This window comes from Pseudomonas sp. 05N433, assembly GCF_056396925.1.
The window spans coordinates 65,274-86,158 of the sequence record NZ_JBFTML010000053.1 but is presented as its reverse complement, the minus strand read 5'-3'; the positions used below and the strand labels follow the sequence as shown (position 1 = coordinate 86,158).

Annotated in this window: 14 protein-coding genes and 1 tRNA gene; 1 reads left to right on the top strand and 14 read right to left on the bottom strand. The window is 59.9% G+C overall.

What is annotated here, in order from left to right; all coding sequences use genetic code 11:
• The 4 genes from AC1DIS_RS24120 to AC1DIS_RS24105 form a co-directional block, all read right to left on the bottom strand.
• Positions 1-1,902 (bottom strand): DUF5801 repeats-in-toxin domain-containing protein (locus AC1DIS_RS24120; RefSeq protein WP_477781123.1); only part of this gene is annotated, 1,902 nt, incomplete at its 3' end.
• Positions 1,903-2,113: 211 nt separating this feature from the next.
• Entirely contained in the window at positions 2,114-4,090 is a 1,977-nt protein-coding gene (locus AC1DIS_RS24115) for a preprotein translocase subunit YajC (RefSeq protein WP_477743224.1), read from the bottom strand.
• Between the two features lie 157 nt (positions 4,091-4,247).
• A complete protein-coding gene (locus AC1DIS_RS24110; protein WP_138867396.1) occupies positions 4,248-5,987 on the bottom strand; it encodes a dipeptidase in 1,740 nt (579 codons plus the stop codon).
• A 154-nt stretch (positions 5,988-6,141) separates the two neighbouring features.
• Complete coding sequence (locus tag AC1DIS_RS24105; protein WP_477743223.1) at positions 6,142-7,254, bottom strand: CapA family protein; 1,113 nt, start codon at positions 7,252-7,254, stop codon at positions 6,142-6,144.
• A 224-nt stretch (positions 7,255-7,478) separates the two neighbouring features.
• Between AC1DIS_RS24105 and AC1DIS_RS24100 the strand changes: the two genes are divergently transcribed.
• Positions 7,479-7,553: transfer RNA gene (locus tag AC1DIS_RS24100), tRNA-Gln, on the top strand.
• 413 nt (positions 7,554-7,966) lie between these two features.
• Here the strand turns inward: AC1DIS_RS24100 and AC1DIS_RS24095 are convergent.
• From AC1DIS_RS24095 to AC1DIS_RS24050, 10 genes are all read right to left on the bottom strand, one after another.
• Entirely contained in the window at positions 7,967-9,964 is a 1,998-nt protein-coding gene (locus AC1DIS_RS24095; protein WP_086945655.1) for a peptidase U32 family protein, read from the bottom strand.
• Positions 9,965-10,183: 219 nt separating this feature from the next.
• A complete protein-coding gene (locus tag AC1DIS_RS24090) occupies positions 10,184-11,656 on the bottom strand; it encodes a family 16 glycosylhydrolase (RefSeq protein WP_477743222.1) in 1,473 nt (490 codons plus the stop codon).
• The gene (galE, locus tag AC1DIS_RS24085; protein ID WP_096480326.1) at positions 11,653-12,717 is read right to left on the bottom strand and encodes a UDP-glucose 4-epimerase GalE; all 1,065 of its coding nucleotides are present in this window, start codon (positions 12,715-12,717) and stop codon (positions 11,653-11,655) included. The genes AC1DIS_RS24090 and galE overlap by 4 nt, the downstream gene beginning before the upstream one ends.
• Before the next feature lie 83 nt (positions 12,718-12,800).
• Entirely contained in the window at positions 12,801-14,219 is a 1,419-nt protein-coding gene (locus AC1DIS_RS24080) for an oligosaccharide flippase family protein (RefSeq protein WP_477743221.1), read from the bottom strand.
• Positions 14,220-14,232: 13 nt separating this feature from the next.
• Positions 14,233-15,186, bottom strand: coding sequence for a glycosyltransferase family 2 protein (locus AC1DIS_RS24075; RefSeq protein WP_111453156.1), 954 nt, complete (start codon positions 15,184-15,186; stop codon positions 14,233-14,235).
• A 17-nt stretch (positions 15,187-15,203) separates the two neighbouring features.
• A complete protein-coding gene (locus AC1DIS_RS24070) occupies positions 15,204-16,517 on the bottom strand; it encodes an O-antigen ligase family protein (RefSeq protein ID WP_477743220.1) in 1,314 nt (437 codons plus the stop codon).
• Entirely contained in the window at positions 16,517-17,626 is a 1,110-nt protein-coding gene (locus AC1DIS_RS24065) for a glycosyltransferase (RefSeq protein ID WP_477743219.1), read from the bottom strand. The genes AC1DIS_RS24070 and AC1DIS_RS24065 overlap by 1 nt, the downstream gene beginning before the upstream one ends.
• Positions 17,623-18,702, bottom strand: coding sequence for a glycosyltransferase (locus AC1DIS_RS24060; protein WP_111453159.1), 1,080 nt, complete (start codon positions 18,700-18,702; stop codon positions 17,623-17,625). The genes AC1DIS_RS24065 and AC1DIS_RS24060 overlap by 4 nt, the downstream gene beginning before the upstream one ends.
• A 9-nt stretch (positions 18,703-18,711) precedes the next feature.
• Positions 18,712-19,419, bottom strand: a complete 708-nt coding sequence (locus tag AC1DIS_RS24055) for a WecB/TagA/CpsF family glycosyltransferase (protein WP_018928897.1) — start codon at positions 19,417-19,419, stop codon at positions 18,712-18,714.
• A gap of 10 nt (positions 19,420-19,429) precedes the next feature.
• Positions 19,430-20,821, bottom strand: a complete 1,392-nt coding sequence (locus AC1DIS_RS24050; protein ID WP_477743218.1) for an undecaprenyl-phosphate glucose phosphotransferase — start codon at positions 20,819-20,821, stop codon at positions 19,430-19,432.
• Positions 20,822-20,885 lie beyond the last annotated feature (64 nt).

Here is a 20,885-nt window from a genome sequence, read left to right as displayed (position 1 = left end):
CACCAGGTTCTGCCCGATATTGAGGGTGGCATGGACGCTGTCGCCGTCCCCATCGGTCTTGGTCGCCGTCAGCGTCACCAGGCTGTCCGAGGTCAGCGTCTTCGAATCATCGGGATTGGTCGCGTCGGGATGCACCACGGCGCGGATCTGGTCGAGGGTGACGTCGCCATTGGCGGCGACGCTGACCGTGAACACCAGCAGGTTGCTGGTGGCCGTGCGACCTTCGACCACGGTGCCGTTGAGCGACAGGTTGACTGCCTCACCGGTGGCCGTGTCGGTCAGCCCGGAGCCACCCGCGACCACGCCCAGGGCATAGGTCAGCGTGCCCGCACCGTCAGCGCCAAACGCCGACGTGAAGTTGGCGGCAAAGCTCTTGGTATCGTTGGTCGCCAGTACCGTTTCATCGACTGTCAGCGTCGGTTCGGTGCCAGTGGTGCTGATGCTCGGCCCATCATCTTCGAAGATCATCTTGGAGCCGATTTCGGCGGTTGAGGTGCTGGACTGCAGCACCTTGAAGCCGCCAATGTCGAAGTCAGCATGCGTCTTGTCGCCGTTCTTGTCGGTCAGCAACCCGGCGTTCTCGATCATCACGCGGTTGTGGTCGGTCGCCGTGCTGTAGGTGATCTGCGAGTCGGTCGGAACACCGGTGATCAGCACCGTGCCGTCGGCGTTGTAGGTGATGACGGCGCCGCTGACGGTGGCGCCCGCGAACGTCTTGACGGTGACACTGCCGTTGATGATCGCGACCTTTTCGGTGCTGTCGTTGGCGTAGCTGTTGACGAAGTTGACACCGCTCTGCGACCCGCTGACGTTGTCGGCGTTCTTGACGGCGGTGAGCAAGAGCTTCGCGGTGGTGCCGCCGGTCTCCTGCACGATCTTGAAGGTCGCGGAGCGGGCGCCGAAGTACTGGGTGAAGTCGATGTTCTGTTCGACACCCGCTTCGCCCGGGCTCAGGTTGGGGACTGTGAAGTCCGCCTTGGCACCGCTGACGAAGCTGAAGCGCAGCCCTTCCTGTTCGGTGATCGCCTGGTTGTTGGTGCCCAGGGTTGTGCTGCCGCCGCCCTGGCTGCTGTTAACCGTGTCGGCGCTGGTGATGGCAGCACTGCTTGCCGACTGATCCAGCGGATCCCTGCCGGTGACGACGATCGAGACGCCGGGAATCCGGCCGTTCGCATCGGCCGTCGCGCCCGYGGTYGTGAACATCAGGAACAACTGCTGGCCCGACGGCGCATTGGCCAGACTGAATTCCGCGTCCTGACCGGCTCCGATGAACACCTTRTTCAGCAGATTGACCGCATCGTCGGGGTTCGTCGCATCTGGATGCTTGAGCGGTTGGTACTCCACGGTCCAGATCTTGCCGCCCGAGAGTGGCGATCCGGTTTCTTCGATATAGGCCGCGAACACGATTGCGCCGCTTGCGCTCCCGGCTCGGCCCACCAGGATGTTGTCGTTGCTCGTATCGGTATAGAGAAGGATGCTGGTGCCATCGAGGGTGTCCAGTCCGCTGTCCACGCCATTGAGCAGTGCGCCAGTGCTGTCGACGAAGCTGACGTTGGTAATGGTTGCTCCGGGGTCAGCGCTGACGCTGAACGCATTGCTGCCGGTATTGCCCACGGCGCCGGTATAGCCACTCAAGGCCGCACCCATTGCGGTACCTGCACCCAGTGCGGTCAAACGGGTAGAGAAAGTCGAGGGCAGGGAGGCCAGCAAAATGTCATTGTCGTCAGCGTCTCCCGCGGGGCTTGGCGTGGCGGTGCTGTTTTGCAACCCGGCCGTTTCGTCCAGCGTAACGCTCGCGCCAGAGGTCACAACGCTGAGAGCGTTGACCACTGAGTCGAGGGTCGGAATGTATAGGGGGGTCGGATCGCCCGTTAGCGATGAATTTTGCTCGCCGGTAGCCATGACTTTCTCCAGAGCAATTGCGGTCATCGAGGCCTGACCGTTGACCTTTGGTCGCAACTATGGAGAAGCGCCGGGGATTGCGCATCGGCCGAAACTCCCATGCGGGATGGGAGTTTCAGACTACTTGGGAGGGGAAAGAGGAGGAGGGCGCGAAGGAGTAACGTCGTATATTACGTTTGTGAATGAGCACAAGACGGCGGCGGGGGCGACCTCATGAGCTGGTTCCTCCACGCCGAATCACGATGGGCTGCTCGATCAGCCGCAGTTCGAGCTCGCCCGAGGCCGGCACGAAGCGCGGGCCAGTGCTTTCAGGCGTTGCCCGCAACCTCCAGGTGCGCTGCACCTTCGCCAGTTTGGCGACTCCCGACGCCACGGACCAGCGCCGGCAGACCTTCTCCAGCTTGAGCGGGTAAATGGTGAGTTGGTCGCCGTTGAAGTGCATGCGCAGGAAGCATTTATGGTCGGCGATGCGTTGCGAGGAAAAAACCACTTCGCTATGTAGCCCCCATAAAGTGTTGGCCATGACCATCCAGGCACCGAATAGCAGGCCTCCCAAACTACCACCGAGCACCAGTGTCCCCACCAGGAACAACAAGACCTGGAGCAGGTTTTCTACCTCGAACTGCAAGTAGTGGATGTTGATACGGCCCATGAGCCACAGCAGCCCGATCGCCAGTCCCAGGTGAAGCAACCCGTGAACGGCCCCGACGCCATAGGCAAGCTTTCGGGTGCGCTTGACCCCGGCGGCTGAGAGCACTGCGCAGCCCAGCACAATGGTCACGGCGAGCATCACCGAAGAAGGACTGTGTGCCAGAACCAGGACCAGCTGTCGCCATACCTCGCGCAGGTTGGGAATAGATACTTCGAGGCCAGACAATACCTCGACCAGGCTGCGATTATCGCGCGCCGGGTGGGGCACCTTGCTGGCGCTTTCTACCATCCAGTCGAACAGCAAGTACAAGATCGCCAGCATGCCGCAGAACGAGAGGTTGTGGGTGGGTAGCCGCCATGCCCGGTTACGCAGCTGTTCGGAGGTCTTTTTGTCCGGGTAGGTTGCCGCCAGCTCGTAGTGCTGCGGCGTTCCGCCGACGGTGATTGGCTCGGGCGGATCTGGAAGTTGATGAGTGCCATGCAGGAAGGCGCCACCGCCTCCGCAGGTGATGCGTTGCGGTGCCTGGCTGCCGGCTTTTGGCTGGTAGCGCGCGTAGTGGTGCGAGTCTCCGGCCAGGACCACCGCCAAGTGGTCACCCAAGAGCTGCTCGATCTCGCGCAGACTGCTGAAGCGCAAGGTCTGGGTCTCGATCGAGGGCAGGGTCTTGCGCCCCACGCGTGCGAGTCGTTCGGCCTCATCCACCCAGCTCGGCTCGGGTGTACAGAGGATCACGCGGTCGCCTGGCTGCAGTTTGGCGCGCATCTCTTCGAAGTACTGCTTCTGCTGGCGGTCGATCATCGACTCCAATTGCAGGTCCAGGCCCCAGATCCACCAGCCATTGGGCAGCTGCAGCACGTAGTAACTGGTGTGTTGACGGGTTTCCCAGCCGCCGATGGGCTTCTGCTCGCAAAACAGTTGGGAGAACCCGCGCAGGCCGTCATACCAATCGTGGTTGCCGGGCGTCGCCACTATCCACGGTGCACCTGGCTGCGGCACGGGCTGGTCCTGCTCATTCGGGCGAACCTTGGGGACCGGCGCGGGAAAGGCAGCGCGGAAGGGATCAAGGAAACGGGTGCGATAGCCGGATTGGGCCGGTGTGGGGTAGACCTGATCGCCGCCGAGCAGCAGCACGTCGCCGCGCGGCAGCGTGAGCTCCGGCAACTTGACATCCTGGCTGACGCACAGCGCCATGGAATAGGTGGAGTCCCAGCCATCGCCGGTATCCGCCAGATAGTCGATCCACACATCACCGTCGGCAGCCACCTGAATGGGTGGGTTAGAGCCCCGGGGGTTGAGCATGGCCAACACATCGCGTGGGTCTGCGAAGGCACCCATGGTGGTGGCCGCGGCCGATTGCATGCCCGTGCGCATGAGCTGAAACGGGCCTAGCCAGTTGACCATCGACTCCTGGGTGTAAAGTTCGATGCGGCTATTGGTCGTGGAAGATTGGGTGGCGTGGGTCATGGCGAGGAGCGCAGAGTGCCCCTCTTCAAAGTGTCCCTCTCCAGGGCGGAACTCAATCGATTGCTCCTTCATCGCCTAGCCTCCATTGCTGTAAAGAGTCCGGGTACATCAGGTGGGGTTTGACTTCTTGTCGGTTGATTCAGAATAGGTCAGTTATGCGATAACCGCCGGTTCATGGCAAGACGATAAAAACGATGGACCCGCCAGTATGACGGGTCCGGAAGGGGGATCAGAGTGTCGGCAACTGCCCGATGCGACCCATCATCTCGGTCACGATCTGCAGGTCCAGCAGGAACTGGTCGACGGTCTTGAACTCGTTGTCGTTGTGGCCGGTGTACTTGAGCTCGGGCCTGGCCAAGCCGAACTGCACGCCGTTGGGCAGCTCATGGACCGAAGTGGCGCCGGCTGAGGTACCGAACTTGTGTTCCATGCCAAGGTTCTCGCTGGCCACCGCCAAGAGCGCCTTGACCCATTCACCTTCGGGGTTGCGGTACATCGGCTCGGCGATCTTGTAGTCGAAAGCCACTGCAATGTGAGTCTTCTTGCTCCAGGCACCCAGCTTTTCGGCGATTTCAGCCTTGAGCGCTTCCGGGGACTTGCCCTTCGGCACGCGCAGGTTGACCGCAAGCTTGAAGGCTTTTTCATCCATCCCGACATAGGTCAGGGAGGTGGTCAGCGGCCCCATGAAGGCATCGGAAAAACCGACCCCCAACTTGCCGCCCAGGTAGTCCAGTCCCCAGTTGTCGACGGCATAACGGGCGGCGTCGGTAATGTGGTTGTGCTTGAGCGCGACCTTGCCGTCGAGGCTGTTGATGAAGCCCAGCATCCGTGCCACCGGGTTGATGCCTGACTCGGGCTCGGAGGAGTGGGCGGAAACGCCGGTGACCGTGAGCTTGACGTCCTTGCCGACGACCTTGGCGGTCACCTCGAAGTTGCCGCCATTGCGCTTGGCATAATCGCTACCTGCCTTCTGCAGGCTGGCGGCCAGTTCGGCGGGCTTGTCAGTCACAAGGGTAGCGACCGACGTTGACGGAATCTGGTTGGTTGCCAGGCCGCCGGTCATTGAGGTGATTTCGGCGCCCTTGCCCTGAGCGCTCCGCAGGGCAAAGTTCGCCATGACGGTGCCGTAGCCTTTCTCGGCAATCACCACCGGGTAGCCGCCATCCAGCGCCAGGTTGTAGTTGGGTGTCGGGTTGTGTTCGAAGTAATAGGGGATGGCGTCGCCGGTGGTTTCCTCGGTGGTGTCTACCAGCAGCTTGAAATGGCGAGCCAGCGGCAGCTTCTCTTCCTTGATGATCTTCATGGCGTAGAGCGCGACCACGATGCCGTTTTTGTCATCCTCGGTGCCTCGGCCATACATACGGTCGCCGACCAGGGTGACCTTAAACGGGTCGAGGCGGGTGCCGTCTTTCAAGACCCAGTTCTCCGGCGTCACGGGCACCACATCGGCATGTGCGTGAATGCCCACGATTTCGTCGCCAGCCCCTTCGAGGGATATTTCATAGACTCGGTTGTCGATATTGCGAAAGTTCAGGTTGAAGGCCTGGGCCAGGCCCTTGAGCTTGTCGCCGATCTTGATGAATTCAGGGTTGTCGTGTTGGGCCACGCCGTCCACGCGGAAGGTCGGGATGGCCACCAGTTCGCGCAAGGTCTCGGTAGCAGCGTTGCCGTACTTCACCCGCGCATAGAGGCCAAGCAGGCGATGAATCTCGTTCTGCTGTTCAGCGGAAAGGGGCTTGTTGCCCTGGAAAGCACTGATTGCCGGGCCGAGGTTACCGGTTTTGGCAAGCTCGCTCTTGGCCAGGCGTTCCAGGAACTGCCTGAAATCCGTTACCGATGCATCGCTGAAGGTCTTGAGGATGGTCGCGCTCTGTTGCGGGGTAATGTTGGCGTGCGCTGAGGTGGTGAACGACGAAAGGCTGGCCAGCATCAGGGTTGTCGCGGCCAGTTGCTTAAGTGAAAAGTCCATTGCTGGGGGCATTCCTTTGCAGGTGGTTGGTAGGAAATATCTGATTGATTAGTCAGAAACTTTTCCAAACTAACACCAAGAGGGAGTAGTACGGGAGTACCTGAAGTGCGATCTGTCGCACAGAAATGCAAAAGCGACGCAGAAATGAAAAAGCCTACCAACGCAACTCGAAGGCATTTTGCGCGCCCGTCTGGAGGCTGCTGCCCAAGCGTTTGCACTCGCGAGAAAGGGTGTCTTGCAGCCATTGACGGTCATCCCCTTCGGCGTGACAGAGGCGAAAGCGCTGCAGGCGAGTGGGTATCAGCTCCAGCGTCTGCAGGTGCCCGTCCGGGGCCAGCGAGGCAAAGTACAAAAGCCCCAGGTCGCCGCGATAATCTGCGTGGCCCTCGATGCCTTCGTAATCGTTCAGCAGATCCCCGCAGCCATAGAGAATCAGGCGCTCGCGGTACACCTCGATGCCTTTGACGTGGTGCGAGGAATGGCCATGCACCACGTCAACTCCGGCCTCATCGATCAGGGCATGGGCGAACCGGACCTGCTCCTGCGGGATCTCGAACCCCCAGTTGCCACCCCAATGAATGGAGGCCAGCACCCGATCCCCCGGATTTTTGTACTTGAGAATCCGTTCGGCCACAGGGCGCAGGCTTTGCATCGACAGATCTTCCAGCCGCGCGACGCCCGCGCGGCTATCCGTGGCGGCCCACCGCGGTGGAATGCCGCTGTCGGGAGCGCCGAAGCCAAACACCAGCAAGCGCTGTCCGCCAGACAACGGCAGCACGGCGGGCGCTTCGGCAGATTGTCGGTTGAGCCCGGCGCCGGCACTGCACATGTCGTTGTTCGCCAGGGTGGCCAGCGTATCGGCCAGGCCAGGCACGCCCCAGTCCAACACATGGTTGTTGGCCAGCACGCAGCAATCGATGTCGGCGGCACTGATGGCCGGGAAGTTCTCCGGGCTCATGCGGTAATTGATGCCCTTTGGCTCCGGTCGTCCGCGGCGGGACACCGCTGTTTCCAGGTTGATGATGCGTACGTGTGGCTGGCGAAGTTCGAACTCATCCAGCGCAATGCCCCAGATATAGGTGAAATCGACCGGGCGGGGAATCGGGCCATTGTGTCGTTCTGCCAACCGGACGTAATCGCCGGCTTTCTTGACGTAGTCTTCGTAAAGCCGTGGATCGCCAGGATGCGGCAGCACTGCGTCGATGCCTCGGGCGGTCATGACATCGCCGGTGAGAAACAGCTTCAGCGTATCGGTAACGGCTGCCATGGCACCCTCCGGATATCCCGAATAGCCTGGATCAACAGTAAATCTCTGTTTTAAAACAAATTAGTTTGTTTTTGGGCTTCCCAGATGCAGCGAAAGTTGATAAATTTCCGCGCGTTCTTGCAGAGGCCCTTACGGGGCTTGCAGCGTAGGGACGCAGCAGCTCGATATTGCTCGCAAGCTGCACATTCAGAAAGAGAGTGCCAGGCACTCGTCGCAACAGCTACAGGGGCGTCGCCAAGCGGTAAGGCAGCAGGTTTTGATCCTGCCATGCGTTGGTTCGAATCCAGCCGCCCCTGCCATTTTCCTTACACTCATCCAGTCATGACTCAGTCGGCAGTATTGCGCGAGTCCAAGATGGTCGTGTTTACGAGAAACGCCAGTGCCGATCCGGCCTGGCGTTTTTTTGTGTCGGTTACATATCCCTCTTGGTGTAATGCTGTTCACTTAAGCAATTTCAGCCGCGACGCATTCCTTGTAGCAGCTGCCGAGCTCGCGAGGCTGCGTTCGGCTGCGAAGCAGTCGTAAACCCTGAATGCACGGTGCGCCTGAYGGACCGCAGTGCCTGATTTTACGACTGCTGCGCAGCCGAACGCAGCCTCGCGAGCTCGGCAGCTGCTACAGGACGAACGCAGGCTTCGGCAGCTGCTACAGATCGCATTACGGCTTAAGTGAACAGCGAGCGCGACGCCGTAGCGGCGCGCTCGCCCGTCACTCAGTGGGGCGCGCGAGGGATGGTCTTGAGCAGGTCTTCAGGGCTGATGTGCCCGACAACCGGCTGCACGCTGCCCGGTTGCGGCAGACCAAGGATGTGCCCCTTCATCTTGCCGATCACGTGCATCTCGCAAGGCTTGCAGTCGAACTTCAACGTCAATACCTCGTCACCGTGCACCAGCTGCATCGGCGCGACCTTGGTGCGCACGCCGGTGACGCCCTTGGCCTGCTTGGGGCAGAGGTTGAAGGAGAAACGCAGGCAGTGCTTGGTGATCATCACCGGCACCTCGCCGGTCTCCTCGTGAGCCTCATAGGCCGCGTCGATCAGCTTGACGCCGTGCCGGTGATAGAAGTCGCGGGCTTTCTGGTTGTAGACGTTGGCCAGGAACGACAGGTGGGACTCCGGGTACACCGGTGGCGGATTGGTCTCGGCCTTGCGACCACCCCGTGGGTGGGCTTCGATGCGGGCCGTGGTCAGCGCTTCGATGACTTCGCGGCGCAAAGCCTTGAGCTGCGAGTTCGGGATGAAATACGCCTGCGGTGCATCCAGCTTGATATCCGTGGCGTGGTATTGCGTGGTGCCCAACTGGCCGAGCAAGTCGTGCAGTTGCTCCAGGGCCTGTTCCGGCTTGTTGGCCAGGCCGAATGGACCGTCGAGGGCGACATTGGCGCTGACACCTTCCTCGCTGGTGGCGGTCAGTTCCAGGCGATCCTCACGCAGGCGAGCGACCCAGGCCAGACCCACCCGGCGCTCGGCGGAGGTCTTGAGCAGGGCTTGCTGCCAGTTGTGGTCGAGGTTGCGGCTCAGCGGGTGATTCGGCCGCAACTGGTGCAGCCCCTTTGGCATTTCGTTGGGCTCGACACGGTAGCGGTAGCGCTTTTCACCGTCTTCTTCGAACTCGCCCTTGGGCTCGGCGATGTTGGTACGCCAGCCCACCACCTCGCGCTTGACCAGCACATTGAGGCCGTCGCCGTTGGACAGCGGTTCGTGGGTGACCACCAGCAGGTCGCGCTTGCCGACTTTCTCCACCACGCCCACCGGCAGGCCGGTGAAGGTCGGCGAGTCGAAGGCGCCGATGTCGATCTTGCGCTCGCTGACGAAGTAGTCGGTGCTGCCACGATGGAAAGTCTTGTCCGGATCGGGCAGGAAGAAGTGCGCGGTGCGGCCGCTGGAAGCGCGAGCCAGGTCCGGACGGTCTTCGAGGACGTCGTCCAGGCGCTGGCGATAGTAGGCGGTGATGTTCTTCACATAGCCCATGTCCTTGTAGCGCCCCTCGATCTTGAACGAGCGTACACCGGCTTCCACCAGCGCGCGGATGTTGGCGCTCTGGTTGTTGTCCTTCATCGATAGCAGGTGTTTTTCGTAGGCGATCACACCGCCTTTTTCATCCTTGAGGGTGTAGGGCAGGCGGCAGGCCTGGGAGCAGTCGCCACGGTTGGCGCTACGGCCGGTCTGCGCATGGGAGATGTTGCACTGGCCGGAGAACGCCACGCACAGCGCGCCATGGATGAAAAACTCGATGGCCGCGTCGGTCTCGTCGGCAATCGCGCGGATCTCCTGGAGGTTCAGCTCGCGGGCCAGTACCAGTTGCGAGAAACCAGCCTGATCGAGGAACTTCGCCCGCGCCAGGGTGCGGATGTCGGTCTGGGTGCTGGCGTGCAGCTCGATCGGCGGAATGTCCAGCTCCATCACGCCCAGATCCTGGACGATCAGCGCATCGACGCCGGCGTCATACAACTGGTGGATCAGCTTGCGCGCCGGCTCCAGCTCATTGTCATGCAGGATTGTGTTGATGGTGGTGAACACCCGCGCGTGATAGCGACGGGCGAATTCCACCAATTGGGCGATATCGCTCACCTCGTTACAGGCGTTGTGGCGGGCGCCGAAGCTCGGGCCGCCGATGTACACCGCGTCGGCGCCATGCAGGATGGCCTCGCGGGCGATGGCCACGTCGCGGGCGGGGCTGAGCAATTCCAGGTGATGCTTGGGTAGGGACATGTTTTTTTAGTCTGGCTTGTCACGGTCAAGGTGCGCATTGTAGCGGCGAAACGCCTGACCGGCACCCATGTGCTGCCCGATGGCGTTTGTCCGCTGAGCAACACGAATAACCATCGGCTTCATCCCTTGGCCGAATCCGATGGCTGATGTAGTGAATCTGCCGCTGAGCAAGGATGGAAGGGGAAGGATCAAATTCAAAGACGCTGGATCAAGACCCGGCTATCGACCGCGCCGCCACACCTTGAGGTAGTCCACGCTGAAAGTGGAGGGCAGATCGGCGTCGTCGACAACGCCGAACCAATTCCACATGGCCTCGCTGTCAAAGTTGATTTGCATCGGGAAGAACCAGTGGGTGTTCTTGGCCTCTCGCACCAGGACGCCGTCTACGTACCAGCGCAAGGTGTCGGGTTGCCAGTCAAAACCGTAGACATGAAAGTCGCTGGCCAGGCGCCACGGGGCAATCCAGCTGCTGCCGTCGCTGAGGTGGGCGGTGCTCTGTGGCGTGGCCCAGACATGGGCGTTCATGTTGTATAGGCGGTCGAAGGCGGCGCCCTTGGTCTTGCCGCCGATCTCGAATATGTCGATCTCCGTGGCATTGTCGGCAAGCCCCGTCCACGCTAGCCAGAAGGCGCTGGAACCCGCCGATTCCATGGGTTTGGCGCGGGCTTCGTAGTAGCCGTAAAAACTGCGCTCGATCGTGCGGACCATCGCCGAGCTATAGCCTTGGTAACCCAGCCGAACGTACTTTTGCGGCACGTTTTCCTTGCGGAAAACGATGTTCAGATTGCCATCGCTCAGGTAGGCATTGTTCGGCGTGAACAGCGCCGGTTTACGCCCGAGCGATTCGGTGCCCGTGGCATTGTTGACGTGCCAGAGACTGGTGTTAAGGGTCGCACCGTTGAAGTCGTCGGAAAATTGGCTGTCCACCCTCCATTGGCCGACATTGGCCTGATCGGACAACGGCAGTTCGGCATTGATCCGCTGCGGTACAGCGTCCAGGGGGCCGATACGGGTCCAGGAATTGGCAGCCTTGGGGATAGCGAGGGACCACTTTTGCGCCAGATACTGAAACACGCGCTGCCGTTCCTCCAGAGAGGCCAGGTGACGGTCATACACCAACACTTCCGCGATGTCGCCACGCAAGTCTTCAGTGCTACCGACCACATTGCGCCCCACCGCAAACGGGCCTATAGGTACGTCGTTGAGTTCCAGAACAAACAGGGTTGGATCGTAGGCGGTGGGCTGTTGCACGCTGATCGCGAAATTCGGTGCCACGTTGTCGTTTTCAGCGATCCACGGGCGCGAGCTGAACAGCCGCTGCCAGGTCTCGCCGCCGCTTTGCCCGTTCACTCTGCGTGACACGATCAATAAGGTCATGGGGCCTTTTGCGGCACGAATTGTCTTGCCAAGGAACGCTGACGAGCCACTCAAACGCACCACCGAATGGCCATTCATGGCGTCCTCCACACGCAGCGGAAGTGCGGCGCCTGCGGCATCGTCTACGGTAACGTCATTGGATTTGCCGGACTTGTCGTGCCACCGCAGGAGGTGGTTCTGGGCATCGAAGGTCATTTTTGAAGCATCGGCAGCATCGAGCCACAGCACCAGGCCGTTGGCCAGCGGCGGGGGAGTGCCCCCCGACGCGTAGCACACAACCGATACCAGGGCTGCCAAAAAAATGGACCTGCTCATACCCATTGCTTTAACACAATCGATGCGGCCAATCCGGGTTGGGAGCGGTATCCGTGCGGATTACACATTTGCCATCGCCAAGTGTCGATGATCATCTGCATCAGGTCGCGCTGTGCGTACCAGCCCAGATCACGCCCTGCCTTGGTGGGGTCGGCCCAGCATTCGGCGATATCGCCGACACGGCGTGGCGCGAACCGGAACGGGATGGTAATACCGGTAATGTCCTCGAAGCTGCGGATGATTTGCAGCACGCTGTGGCCAATGCCTGTTCCCAGGTTCCAGACGTGGATACCGTTTCTGTTCTGCAACGCCCGCAACGCTTTGAGATGGCCTTCGGCAAGGTCGACCACATGGACGTAATCGCGCACGCACGTTCCGTCGACGGTGGGATAGTCGCTGCCGTATACGGTGAGTTCGGGCATTTGCCTCATCGCGACTCGTGTCAGGCAAGGCAGCAGATTGTTGGGCTTGCCATTGGGGTTTTCCCCGATCAGCCCGCTATCGTGAGCACCAATCGGGTTGAAGTAGCGCAGCACCGCAATGCTCCACTGCGGATCGGACAGGCACAAGTCGGTGAGCAACTCTTCGATCAGCAGCTTGGTGCGACCATAGGGATTGATCGGTTTGCCTGTGCCCAGATCTTCAATGAGCGGTATCTGTCGGGGAATGCCATACACGGTGGCCGATGAGCTGAACACCAGTTTGAAGACCTCGAATCGGGCCATCGCATGGCAAAGATTGAGCGTACCAATGACATTGTTGGCGTAATAGTCGAGCGGCTTTCGAATGCTTTCCTCCACGGATTTGAGACCGGCAAAGTGCACCACGGCATCGATGTCGTAGCGGCTGAAGATATCATCGAGCAGGTGGTTATCGCGGATATCACCTTCAATGAAGTCGACTCGCTTGCGAGTCAGATACTCCAGGCGCGCGAGCGATTCGCGGCAGCTGTTACACAAGTTATCGAGGACCAGCACCTGTTGACCGGCGTCAATCAGGGTCAGGGTGGTATGCGAGCCGATGTATCCGGCCCCGCCGGTAATCAACGTGGTTTTGTGCATGATGAGGCGTTCCTGTCACAAGGAAATTGCGCGAGTCAGGAGAATGTGGTCCGGGTAGGAGAAAGGTTGTCGGGTGCGTCCTCTCAGCGGGTGGTGAAAACCGATTTGAATTCTTGCAGCCAGCGCGGATGCATCACGCTGTACGCCACGGCATAGCTCAGCGCGCCAACCACGATGCTGCAGAACAGGTGCAGGTAGCCTTGAACACTCAATCGGGAAGAAATCATCAGGACGATCGCAGCCATGACCAACGAGGCAACCACGCTGCGATAGTTGGTTTCGAAAAACAGCCGCCAGTCATAGCCGATTGCGCGGTTCAATCCGCGGATTTGCAGTGGCGTGATGATCGCCATCCGGGCTAGCAGGGCGAGGGCGGCGGCCATGCCGCCATAAAGGCTGCCGAAGCTATAGACCAGCGTCAGTGCCAGTACGGAGGTTGCCACTTCGGCCTTGATGGTCAGGTGGCTGCAATTGACTGCGACCAGTGCGGTTGTGGCGTACATGGCGGTATTGCCGATGGCTGCCGTGCACGCAAGCACTTGCAGCAGGGGAATGGCCTCGGTCCATTTGGCGCCGAAGATCAACAGGATCAGGTCATGCGCCGTGAGTGCGATGCCGATGAACAGGGGCGTCAGCAGGAAGCCGCTGACGGCGGTCGAATCGCTGATGATCGCGCGCAACCGCGAGGGATCGGCGCTGCGCCGGGCAAACACCGGCAGCGCATAGCTGATCAGGCCGTGATAGATCGCCGTGCGCGGCAGATCGATGATGCGCATCGCCATGTTGAACATGCCCACCGCGTTGCTACCGGCCGTCATGCCCAGGATGACGGTGACCCCGCGCTGTAGCGTTTGCGAACTCAGCGCGTTGATGGCAACCGGTGCGCCGGCCTTCAACAGTTCGCGCAGGAGCGGGCCGTCAATGCAAAAGGCAATGCGGCGCGGGTCTGCACGCATCAATACGACAATGGACACGAACTCCATGATCAGTACCTGGGCAATGACCGCCCAGGCCCCCAACCCCCAAAGCGCGACAGCGATGCCACCCACGCCACCACATACTTTGCCCAGTAACGTGCGCGACGCCAACATCCTGAAGTCGCCGCTACGGCGCATTTGCGCCACATAGACCCGCGCCATCATGGTGAACAGGATTTTCACCGAGGCCACCGCCGTCATCCATCGCAGCACCGGGTCGGGTGTGTACAGCGTTACCGCGCCCGAGATGACGACGATGGACAGCAGGCTGACGAGTACCGACGCCCAGAAGGCTGTGGCGATGTGTTTGTCTTCCAGTCGTTCGAGTCGTACCAGCGGGTCTTCCAGAACCGAGGAATAAATCATCCCGATCAACTCGACGACGGCAATGATGACCGTGCCCACACCCAACTCTGTGGGCGACAGCAGCCTGGCATACGCGACAAAGGTAATCATCGACAGGAAAATCAGGCCGAACTTCTCGGTGAAAATCCAGATCAATTTAACCAGACGATGATTGGCCATGGCGGATRCCGGCTCAATGAGCRGTGGTGGACGCAGGTGCCTTGCGCAATGATTGGACGCATGCGTAGAGGAAGCGCAATGTCGGTTTGCCGTTCCTGAAGATCAGCGCTTGCCAGGAATACTCCAGCATTCGCCGGTACACACCGATCACTTGGGCATGCTCTCCTCTGCGGGAAAACAGTTCGAGAAAGTCGGAGAGGCTGCCCAGCGCGAAATCGATCCGTTGCTGCTTGCTGAGCTGCGGGCCAAAGTGGGCGAGGTACTCTTCGATGAACCTGATCTTGTGCGGGTAGTACCTTGTCGGTTGCGCGGTCATGTTGGCGCTGTTGACCATGCGCTGCAGCAGCACCTCTGGCACCGTATGGACCTCCCAGTGTTCGGCGATCCGGGTCCACATGAAGCGGTCTTCGGAGTAACGCAGGCTGGCATTGAAGCCGCCGAGTTGCATGATCACGTCGCGTTTGACCATCGCGGAGGACACGCCATTGAGGACGTTGGCGCGGATGAAATCGTCGAAATGCCTACCGTTTTTTTGCCGGTCTTCCAGTATTCGCCTGCCATCGCTGTAGTCGTTATGCACGTAGCAATCTATCAGCCCCACCGGCCGTCCCTGACGATCCAGTTCTTCAAACAGTGCCACTTGTTGCTCCAGCTTTCGCGGATACCATCTGTCATCGGCATCGAGAAACGCCACAAGAGTCTCTTCAGTGTGCTGCAGTCCGTGGTTGCGGGCGCTGGCCTGGCCTTCGTTGGCTTGATGCAACAGCGTCAGGCGAAACGGCGCCGCGAAGTCCCTGACCCGTTGGGGTCCATCATCGGTGGAACCATCGTCGATGACGATGACGTGATCGGGCAGTCGCGTTTGCCCGGCCACGGACGCCAGTGTTTGCTCAATGCTGTCGGCGCCGTTGTACATCGCGATTATGACGCACACGGTATTGGGTGAAGGGTGGGCTTGGTCTGGCATGGTTATTTCTCCTTTCGTTACGCCTTGGCTGAATCGCGCGGCAATGCCTCGCCGGACGGACGCTGACGCAGGGTTGCTGCTGACAACACGGGGTATTTCGCGTGGTGATGCCGAAAGGACAGGGCCAGGACGCAGAACACCAGAAACTCCGCCGAGCGGTAGTTGGGCACGACATACGCTACATAGTTGGTGAGCATGAATGATCCGACGATGACCATCGCGCTGACATGAAACCGTGCCGATTGGTCCGCCATCACGGCCCGATAGTGTTTTAGCAGTGCCTCGATCAGCATGAGGAGCAGCGCTATCAACTGAACGATACCGCCGTTCAGCAAGGTTTCGATGTAGCCGTTGTGGGCATTACCGATGTAACCCCAGCGGCTGATAAAGACCTCGGCGCTGGGGCTGGACCAGAAGGCGCCGAAGCCGTAACCCTTGAGGAATTCGGCGTCGATCAGCGGTGTGAGCAGGTCCCAGATCAACGTGCGGTCGGTGAGTGATGGATCGCGACCGGTCAGCTCCAGCAGCAGCGTGTAGTTGCCGTAGAGAAAGAAACAGATCAGCAAATAGACGATCGTCGTGCCGAGGAATGCGGGCCATGAACGGTTGATGTGCAAACGGATCAGCGTGAGGAAGTACCAGTAGCTCACGGTGCCGGCAACAATCAGTGCTGTGGCGGTGGCGGATTGGGCCAGTGCAATCGCGATCAGCGAGAACAACGAGCAGATGATGGCCCAGGGATTGCCCTGACGGATCATCGGCAGCAGTAGCAAAATGGCGATCGCGTTGATCCGGGCGCCGGCATTTTTATCCGGGAAAATCCCTTTGAATGCACCCTCGCGAACACCGCCGTTAATGAAGGCGACATCGGGCCTGACAAGCGCCAGTATCAAGCCGAACAACGCAGCGGCGCCGATGAGACAGCCGAGCATGAAGGCGATTTTCTCGAGGCTGTAGTTGTAGGCGATGAAACCCGCAAAGAAGACCACGCTGATCAGCGCCACAAAACGTTTGAAACTTAACATCGGGTCGTAGGACCAACTGATCGATACCGCCAGGCAGAGCATGAACACCAGCAGGAAGGCGTTGTTCCTGTAAAAGCTTTTGCTGAGGAAGACCTTGTTGCGGATGAAGAAGAACAGCGGTACCAGCAGGGTGATCAGACCGCAAATCTGATTGACCGCGTTGCCTTCGAGGTCTTTTTCGGCCAAGTCCAGATTTGACGTATCCGCCAGCCCGGAAAAAAATCCGATCACCTGGATGTAGAACAGCACACCGAACAGCGTGAAGGCGTTGCGCAGCGTGCTGTACCTGACTTCCAGTGTGTTCATCACGACTGGCTCCCGAGTAGCGCATCGAGATAAGTTTTCGCCGCGCAAGCGCTCACGAAACGGGCGGCGGCATCGATGCGGGCCTGGCGATTTACATCACGCGGCAACGTCAGCTGCATCGTGATGGCCTGCGCCAGCGCGTCAGGGGCGTCGACGGCCACCAGCGGAGCGATCGCGCCATTATCGAGAATCTCTTGCGGCCCATAGGGGCAGTGAGTCGATACCACCGGAGTGCCAGTGGCCATGGCCTCGACCAGTGCGTTGGGGCTGCCCTCGAAACGCGACGACAGTACAAAACAATCGGCCGCCGCCACTTCTGCCATCGGATCACTGGTATAGCCTGGTAAATCGAACCGGTCGGCCACGCCCACAGCAACCGCTTGTTCGAGCAATTGGGCCCTGAGCGCGCCTTCGCCGAAAATGATCAATCGGGCGCTGGGATCAGGCAGTCGGGCGAAGGCATCGATCAATACGTCAAAACCTTTTTGTCGCGCCAGGCGGCCCACGGCGACAATCACCGGGGTGGACTTTTCCTGCAGCCAGCGGTGGTTTGGACGCGCCGGTGCCTTGTCGCGAAAATCGTTGTCGAGCACCGGATTGTCGGCGATGGTGACATCCTGGGGGCGGGTTATGGTGGTGTCGATCAGATCCTGGGCGACGCCGCGCGAGACGCAGATCACCGGATTAGGGATCAGTCGATACAGCAATGGTGCCAGCAGATACGCTGTGCGCACCTTCAACGCAGGGTTGACATATTTGTCATGGGAAAACGCGTTGCGCTCGCTGACATGCAGGCGCGCCAGCGTACCTGACAGCGCGGCGGCAGCGATGGCCACGACGTTGACGTGGGTGAGGGCGGCCAGTAGCGCGTCGAAGCGATTGTGGCGAAGAAAACGTGCCAGCGCCGGCACGGCCCTGGAGCTGCGCACGCTGTGCAACTCGACCTGTTTTACCCGTGGGTCGAGGTGCGCCGAGTTCACGCCGGCGCCAGTGAGCATCAGTAAAGTCACGTCATTGCCAGCATCAGTCAGCGCTCCAGCGAGGCGTGCCATCATTTTTTCGGCACCGCCTCCGCCCAAGTCCTGCAGAATAATCAGCAATTTTTTCATTGATTCCATACCTGGTAATACGCCTGCGCGGCGTATTGACTGGTGTACTGGCGGACTGCATCAGCGGCCACTTGTGCGTTTGGCGCAGCCTGGTCTTGCGAGGCCAGGCTGCGCAGCATTCCTTCGGCCAGCGCCGGTACATCATTGACCTTGACCAGTTGGCCGAGTCGGCCGTTATCAAGCAGCTCCCTGGGCCCGGTCTCGCAGTCGCAGGCCAGCACGGGCGTACCCAGCGCCAGGGCCTCGATCAGGACGGTCGGCAAGCCTTCATGAAAGGAACTCAGGATCAGCAGTCGTGCATGCCTGATCAATGGGTAGGGATTGCTCAGGAAACCAGTGAAATGCACACGGTCCTCGATGCCCAGGTGGTTTGCCTGCAATGTCAGCGCGGCGAGTTGCGGACCATCGCCAATGATCACCAGATCCGGCAGCGCGGCGCTGCTCAAGGCCATGGCATAGGCATCGAGCAGCAAATGGAAGCCCTTCGGTTCCACCAGCCGGCCCACTGCCAACCAGAACTCGGTCGGCAACCCTCTGAGCAGGGGCGTCTGCGCGGCGCTGAGCAGTTGTTCGGTGACCACCGCATTGGGGCAATAACGGATACGCTGGCGACCCCAGGGCACCAGATCGGCGAGGGCCTGATGCAGGCCTTTGGATACCGCCACCACCTGATCGTTGCCGCAGAGGTACAACCCATAGAGCAGGCGCAGGGTAGTGAGGCCTATTCTCTGCTCGCCGCAATCCAGTGCCGCGTGACGGGCGTAGATGACCTTGCATGAGCGACCCAGGGTGGCAAACCAGGTGCAGAGGTTGGCCTGTTCCTTGGCGGCGATAAGGTGGGTCACACGCTCGCGGCGGATAAGGCGACGCAGCACTCCGATCGACTTGAGCAGACCGAAGAATCCATTGCCGCCACCATTGAAGGTGGCCGCTTCTTCGTCGTCCGCGGTATCGCCGTTCATGACGAAGTAACTGACCCGCTGGCCATCCTTGAGAAACTGCCGGGCCAGGCGCTGCTGGACACGCTCCAGGCCGCCATCGGGCTTGAAGTCCTTGAGGATGAACAGGATATGCATGGTTGGCGCTCAGGGATAAGTGATATGGATCGTCACTTGGCGCCGGACGATCATCGCCAGCAGATGAACAAAATTGGTCGGGTAATCGACCAGGTAGCGCTTGATGGTGTGGGGTTCGCGGTACATCCGATAGAACGCGCGCAGATGCAGACGGTTGATCAGCTCAGGGTAGTAATGGTGTGTGGCCGTCGCCTCTTGGCGTATGAAGCCGCCACAGGTGAATGCCACACCGTTGAAGCCGGCACGCAGGGCATCCTGTTCGAACTGCTCTTGAAGCCCGGCGCCCAGACCGACGATCAGGATGTTGGCTTCACTGCGGCAGATGTCCGCCTGAATGCACGCGGCCTGCGGTGCATCGAAATAGCCGTTGTGATGACCGGCGATAAGCAACGCCGGGTAGCGCCCCTTGATCTTGTTGATGAACAGGTCCAGTTCGGTTTGCCTGGCACCGACAAAATAGATTCGCTTGCCTTGTTTCTCGGCACAACTGAAGACAGCGTCGGCGATGGACGTGAAGTCGAAGCTGACCCGACCGATCGTCCGGCCGGTGATGCGCGACATGAAGGTAGACATCAACATTCCATCGCAAAAATAGGCGATGGACGTCGGACTCCGATCGAACAGACTGCCGATGGACGCAAAGTTAATGAAGGAAAATGCTTTGTTGGCGTCCAGCAGGTTCGGTGCGAAATGCCCGATCAGTTCCAGATCTATCATGGCTGACTCCTTAATAAATGTTCTTTGAGAACAACGTGAAAGGGGTCTTGACGAGAATCTTGATGTCCAGCCACAGCGACCATTGGTTGATGTAGTTGAGGTCCTGGGCGACGCGTTGCTGCATTTTTTCCAGCGTCTGGGTTTCACCGCGATGCCCGGTGATCTGGGCCAGCCCGGTGATGCCTGGCTTGAGGCGATGACGGGCCATGTAGGCGCGTACTTTGCCGGTGTAGTAAATATTGTGAGTGACCGCGTGCGGTCGCGGGCCGACAAGGGCCATTTCACCGAACAGCACGTTGAAGAGCTGCGGTAGCTCATCGATCGAACTACGGCGCAAAAAGCGCCCGAGCGGGGTGATGCGTTCATCTTCGCGAGAGGCTTGGCGCACTTCGCTGTCGTCATGCACATGCATCGAGCGGAACTTCCAGACCTTGATCACCTCGGCGTTACAGCCGTAACGATCTTGTTTGAACAACACCGGGCCGGGCGAAGAGAGCTTGACCGCTGCCGCCACGATCAGTAGCAAGGGGCTAAGCACAATAATGGCCACGGCGGCCAGGGTACGTTCGAACAGCTCTTTGCAGAGCAGGCTGCCGGGGTGCGAACTGATGAGGCTTTCATTGAGGTAGATGGCCGGCATTCGCTCTATTTCCGAGATCGATTGATTGAGCAGCACCATGCTGCCGAAATCAGGAATCCAGACCACGTCGACATTCATGTCCAGAAGGTCGATGTACAGGGCTTCAATGATGGCTGCCTGCGCCAACGGCAGGACGATGTAGACCCGGCGTACGTGCAGGTGGGTGATGATCTCGCGAATTTCGTCGATGCGGCCCAGCAGCGGCAAAATGCTCGGTGCCGGGCCGGTATGTTCGGCGGTCGCGATAAACCCCAGTACGGGTACGCGGTTCGGTCTGGACAGTTTCCTTGCAAGCCGGCATGCGGTCGGGCAAGTACCGATGATTACCGCGCGGCGTTCGTTACAGAGCTTGCGCGAGTGCAATCGAGCCAGGTAATGCAAGGGCAGGAAGCTTGCAGCCTGGATCAGGTAACCCAACACGGTCCAGACGATGATTACTTGACGCGAAAAAATCGCGCTGGTCTGGGTGACAAAGGCGATGCTGATCAGAACGGCCAGTAGAATCAGCCAGGCCGCCAGCAAACGACCGAGCCCCGACAACCACTCATGACGCTTGTGGTAAACCTGCATGACGCTGTAGATCGGAATCGAGCCGAGCACAGTGAGAACCATCAGGATGCGGTATTCACTGGTCAGGCTGCCGACCCTCCAATGCACCAGCAATATCAATAGCAGGTTGACCAGGCTGAGCGCACACACCCATTGGCCCCAGAAAGTCAGACCTCGCCGGTGCATCATTTGAGCGGTATATAGCGATGTCATCGGCTCAACCTCCAGGCATGGGTTGGACATCGGCGTCGAATTCTGCACGCCCTCGTTCCCGCAC

Coding starts and splice junctions, on each gene's coding strand:
- AC1DIS_RS24070 (WP_477743220.1), bottom strand. CDS start 16,517: ATGAACACACTGGAAGTCAGGTACAGCACGCTGCGCAACGCCTTCACG.
- AC1DIS_RS24065 (WP_477743219.1), bottom strand. CDS start 17,626: ATGAAAAAATTGCTGATTATTCTGCAGGACTTGGGCGGAGGCGGTGCC.
- AC1DIS_RS24080 (WP_477743221.1), bottom strand. CDS start 14,219: ATGGCCAATCATCGTCTGGTTAAATTGATCTGGATTTTCACCGAGAAG.
- galE (WP_096480326.1), bottom strand. CDS start 12,717: ATGCACAAAACCACGTTGATTACCGGCGGGGCCGGATACATCGGCTCG.
- AC1DIS_RS24055 (WP_018928897.1), bottom strand. CDS start 19,419: ATGATAGATCTGGAACTGATCGGGCATTTCGCACCGAACCTGCTGGAC.
- AC1DIS_RS24090 (WP_477743222.1), bottom strand. CDS start 11,656: ATGAGCAGGTCCATTTTTTTGGCAGCCCTGGTATCGGTTGTGTGCTAC.
- AC1DIS_RS24050 (WP_477743218.1), bottom strand. CDS start 20,821: ATGACATCGCTATATACCGCTCAAATGATGCACCGGCGAGGTCTGACT.
- AC1DIS_RS24110 (WP_138867396.1), bottom strand. CDS start 5,987: ATGGACTTTTCACTTAAGCAACTGGCCGCGACAACCCTGATGCTGGCC.
- AC1DIS_RS24105 (WP_477743223.1), bottom strand. CDS start 7,254: ATGGCAGCCGTTACCGATACGCTGAAGCTGTTTCTCACCGGCGATGTC.
- AC1DIS_RS24060 (WP_111453159.1), bottom strand. CDS start 18,702: ATGCATATCCTGTTCATCCTCAAGGACTTCAAGCCCGATGGCGGCCTG.
- AC1DIS_RS24095 (WP_086945655.1), bottom strand. CDS start 9,964: ATGTCCCTACCCAAGCATCACCTGGAATTGCTCAGCCCCGCCCGCGAC.
- AC1DIS_RS24115 (WP_477743224.1), bottom strand. CDS start 4,090: ATGAAGGAGCAATCGATTGAGTTCCGCCCTGGAGAGGGACACTTTGAA.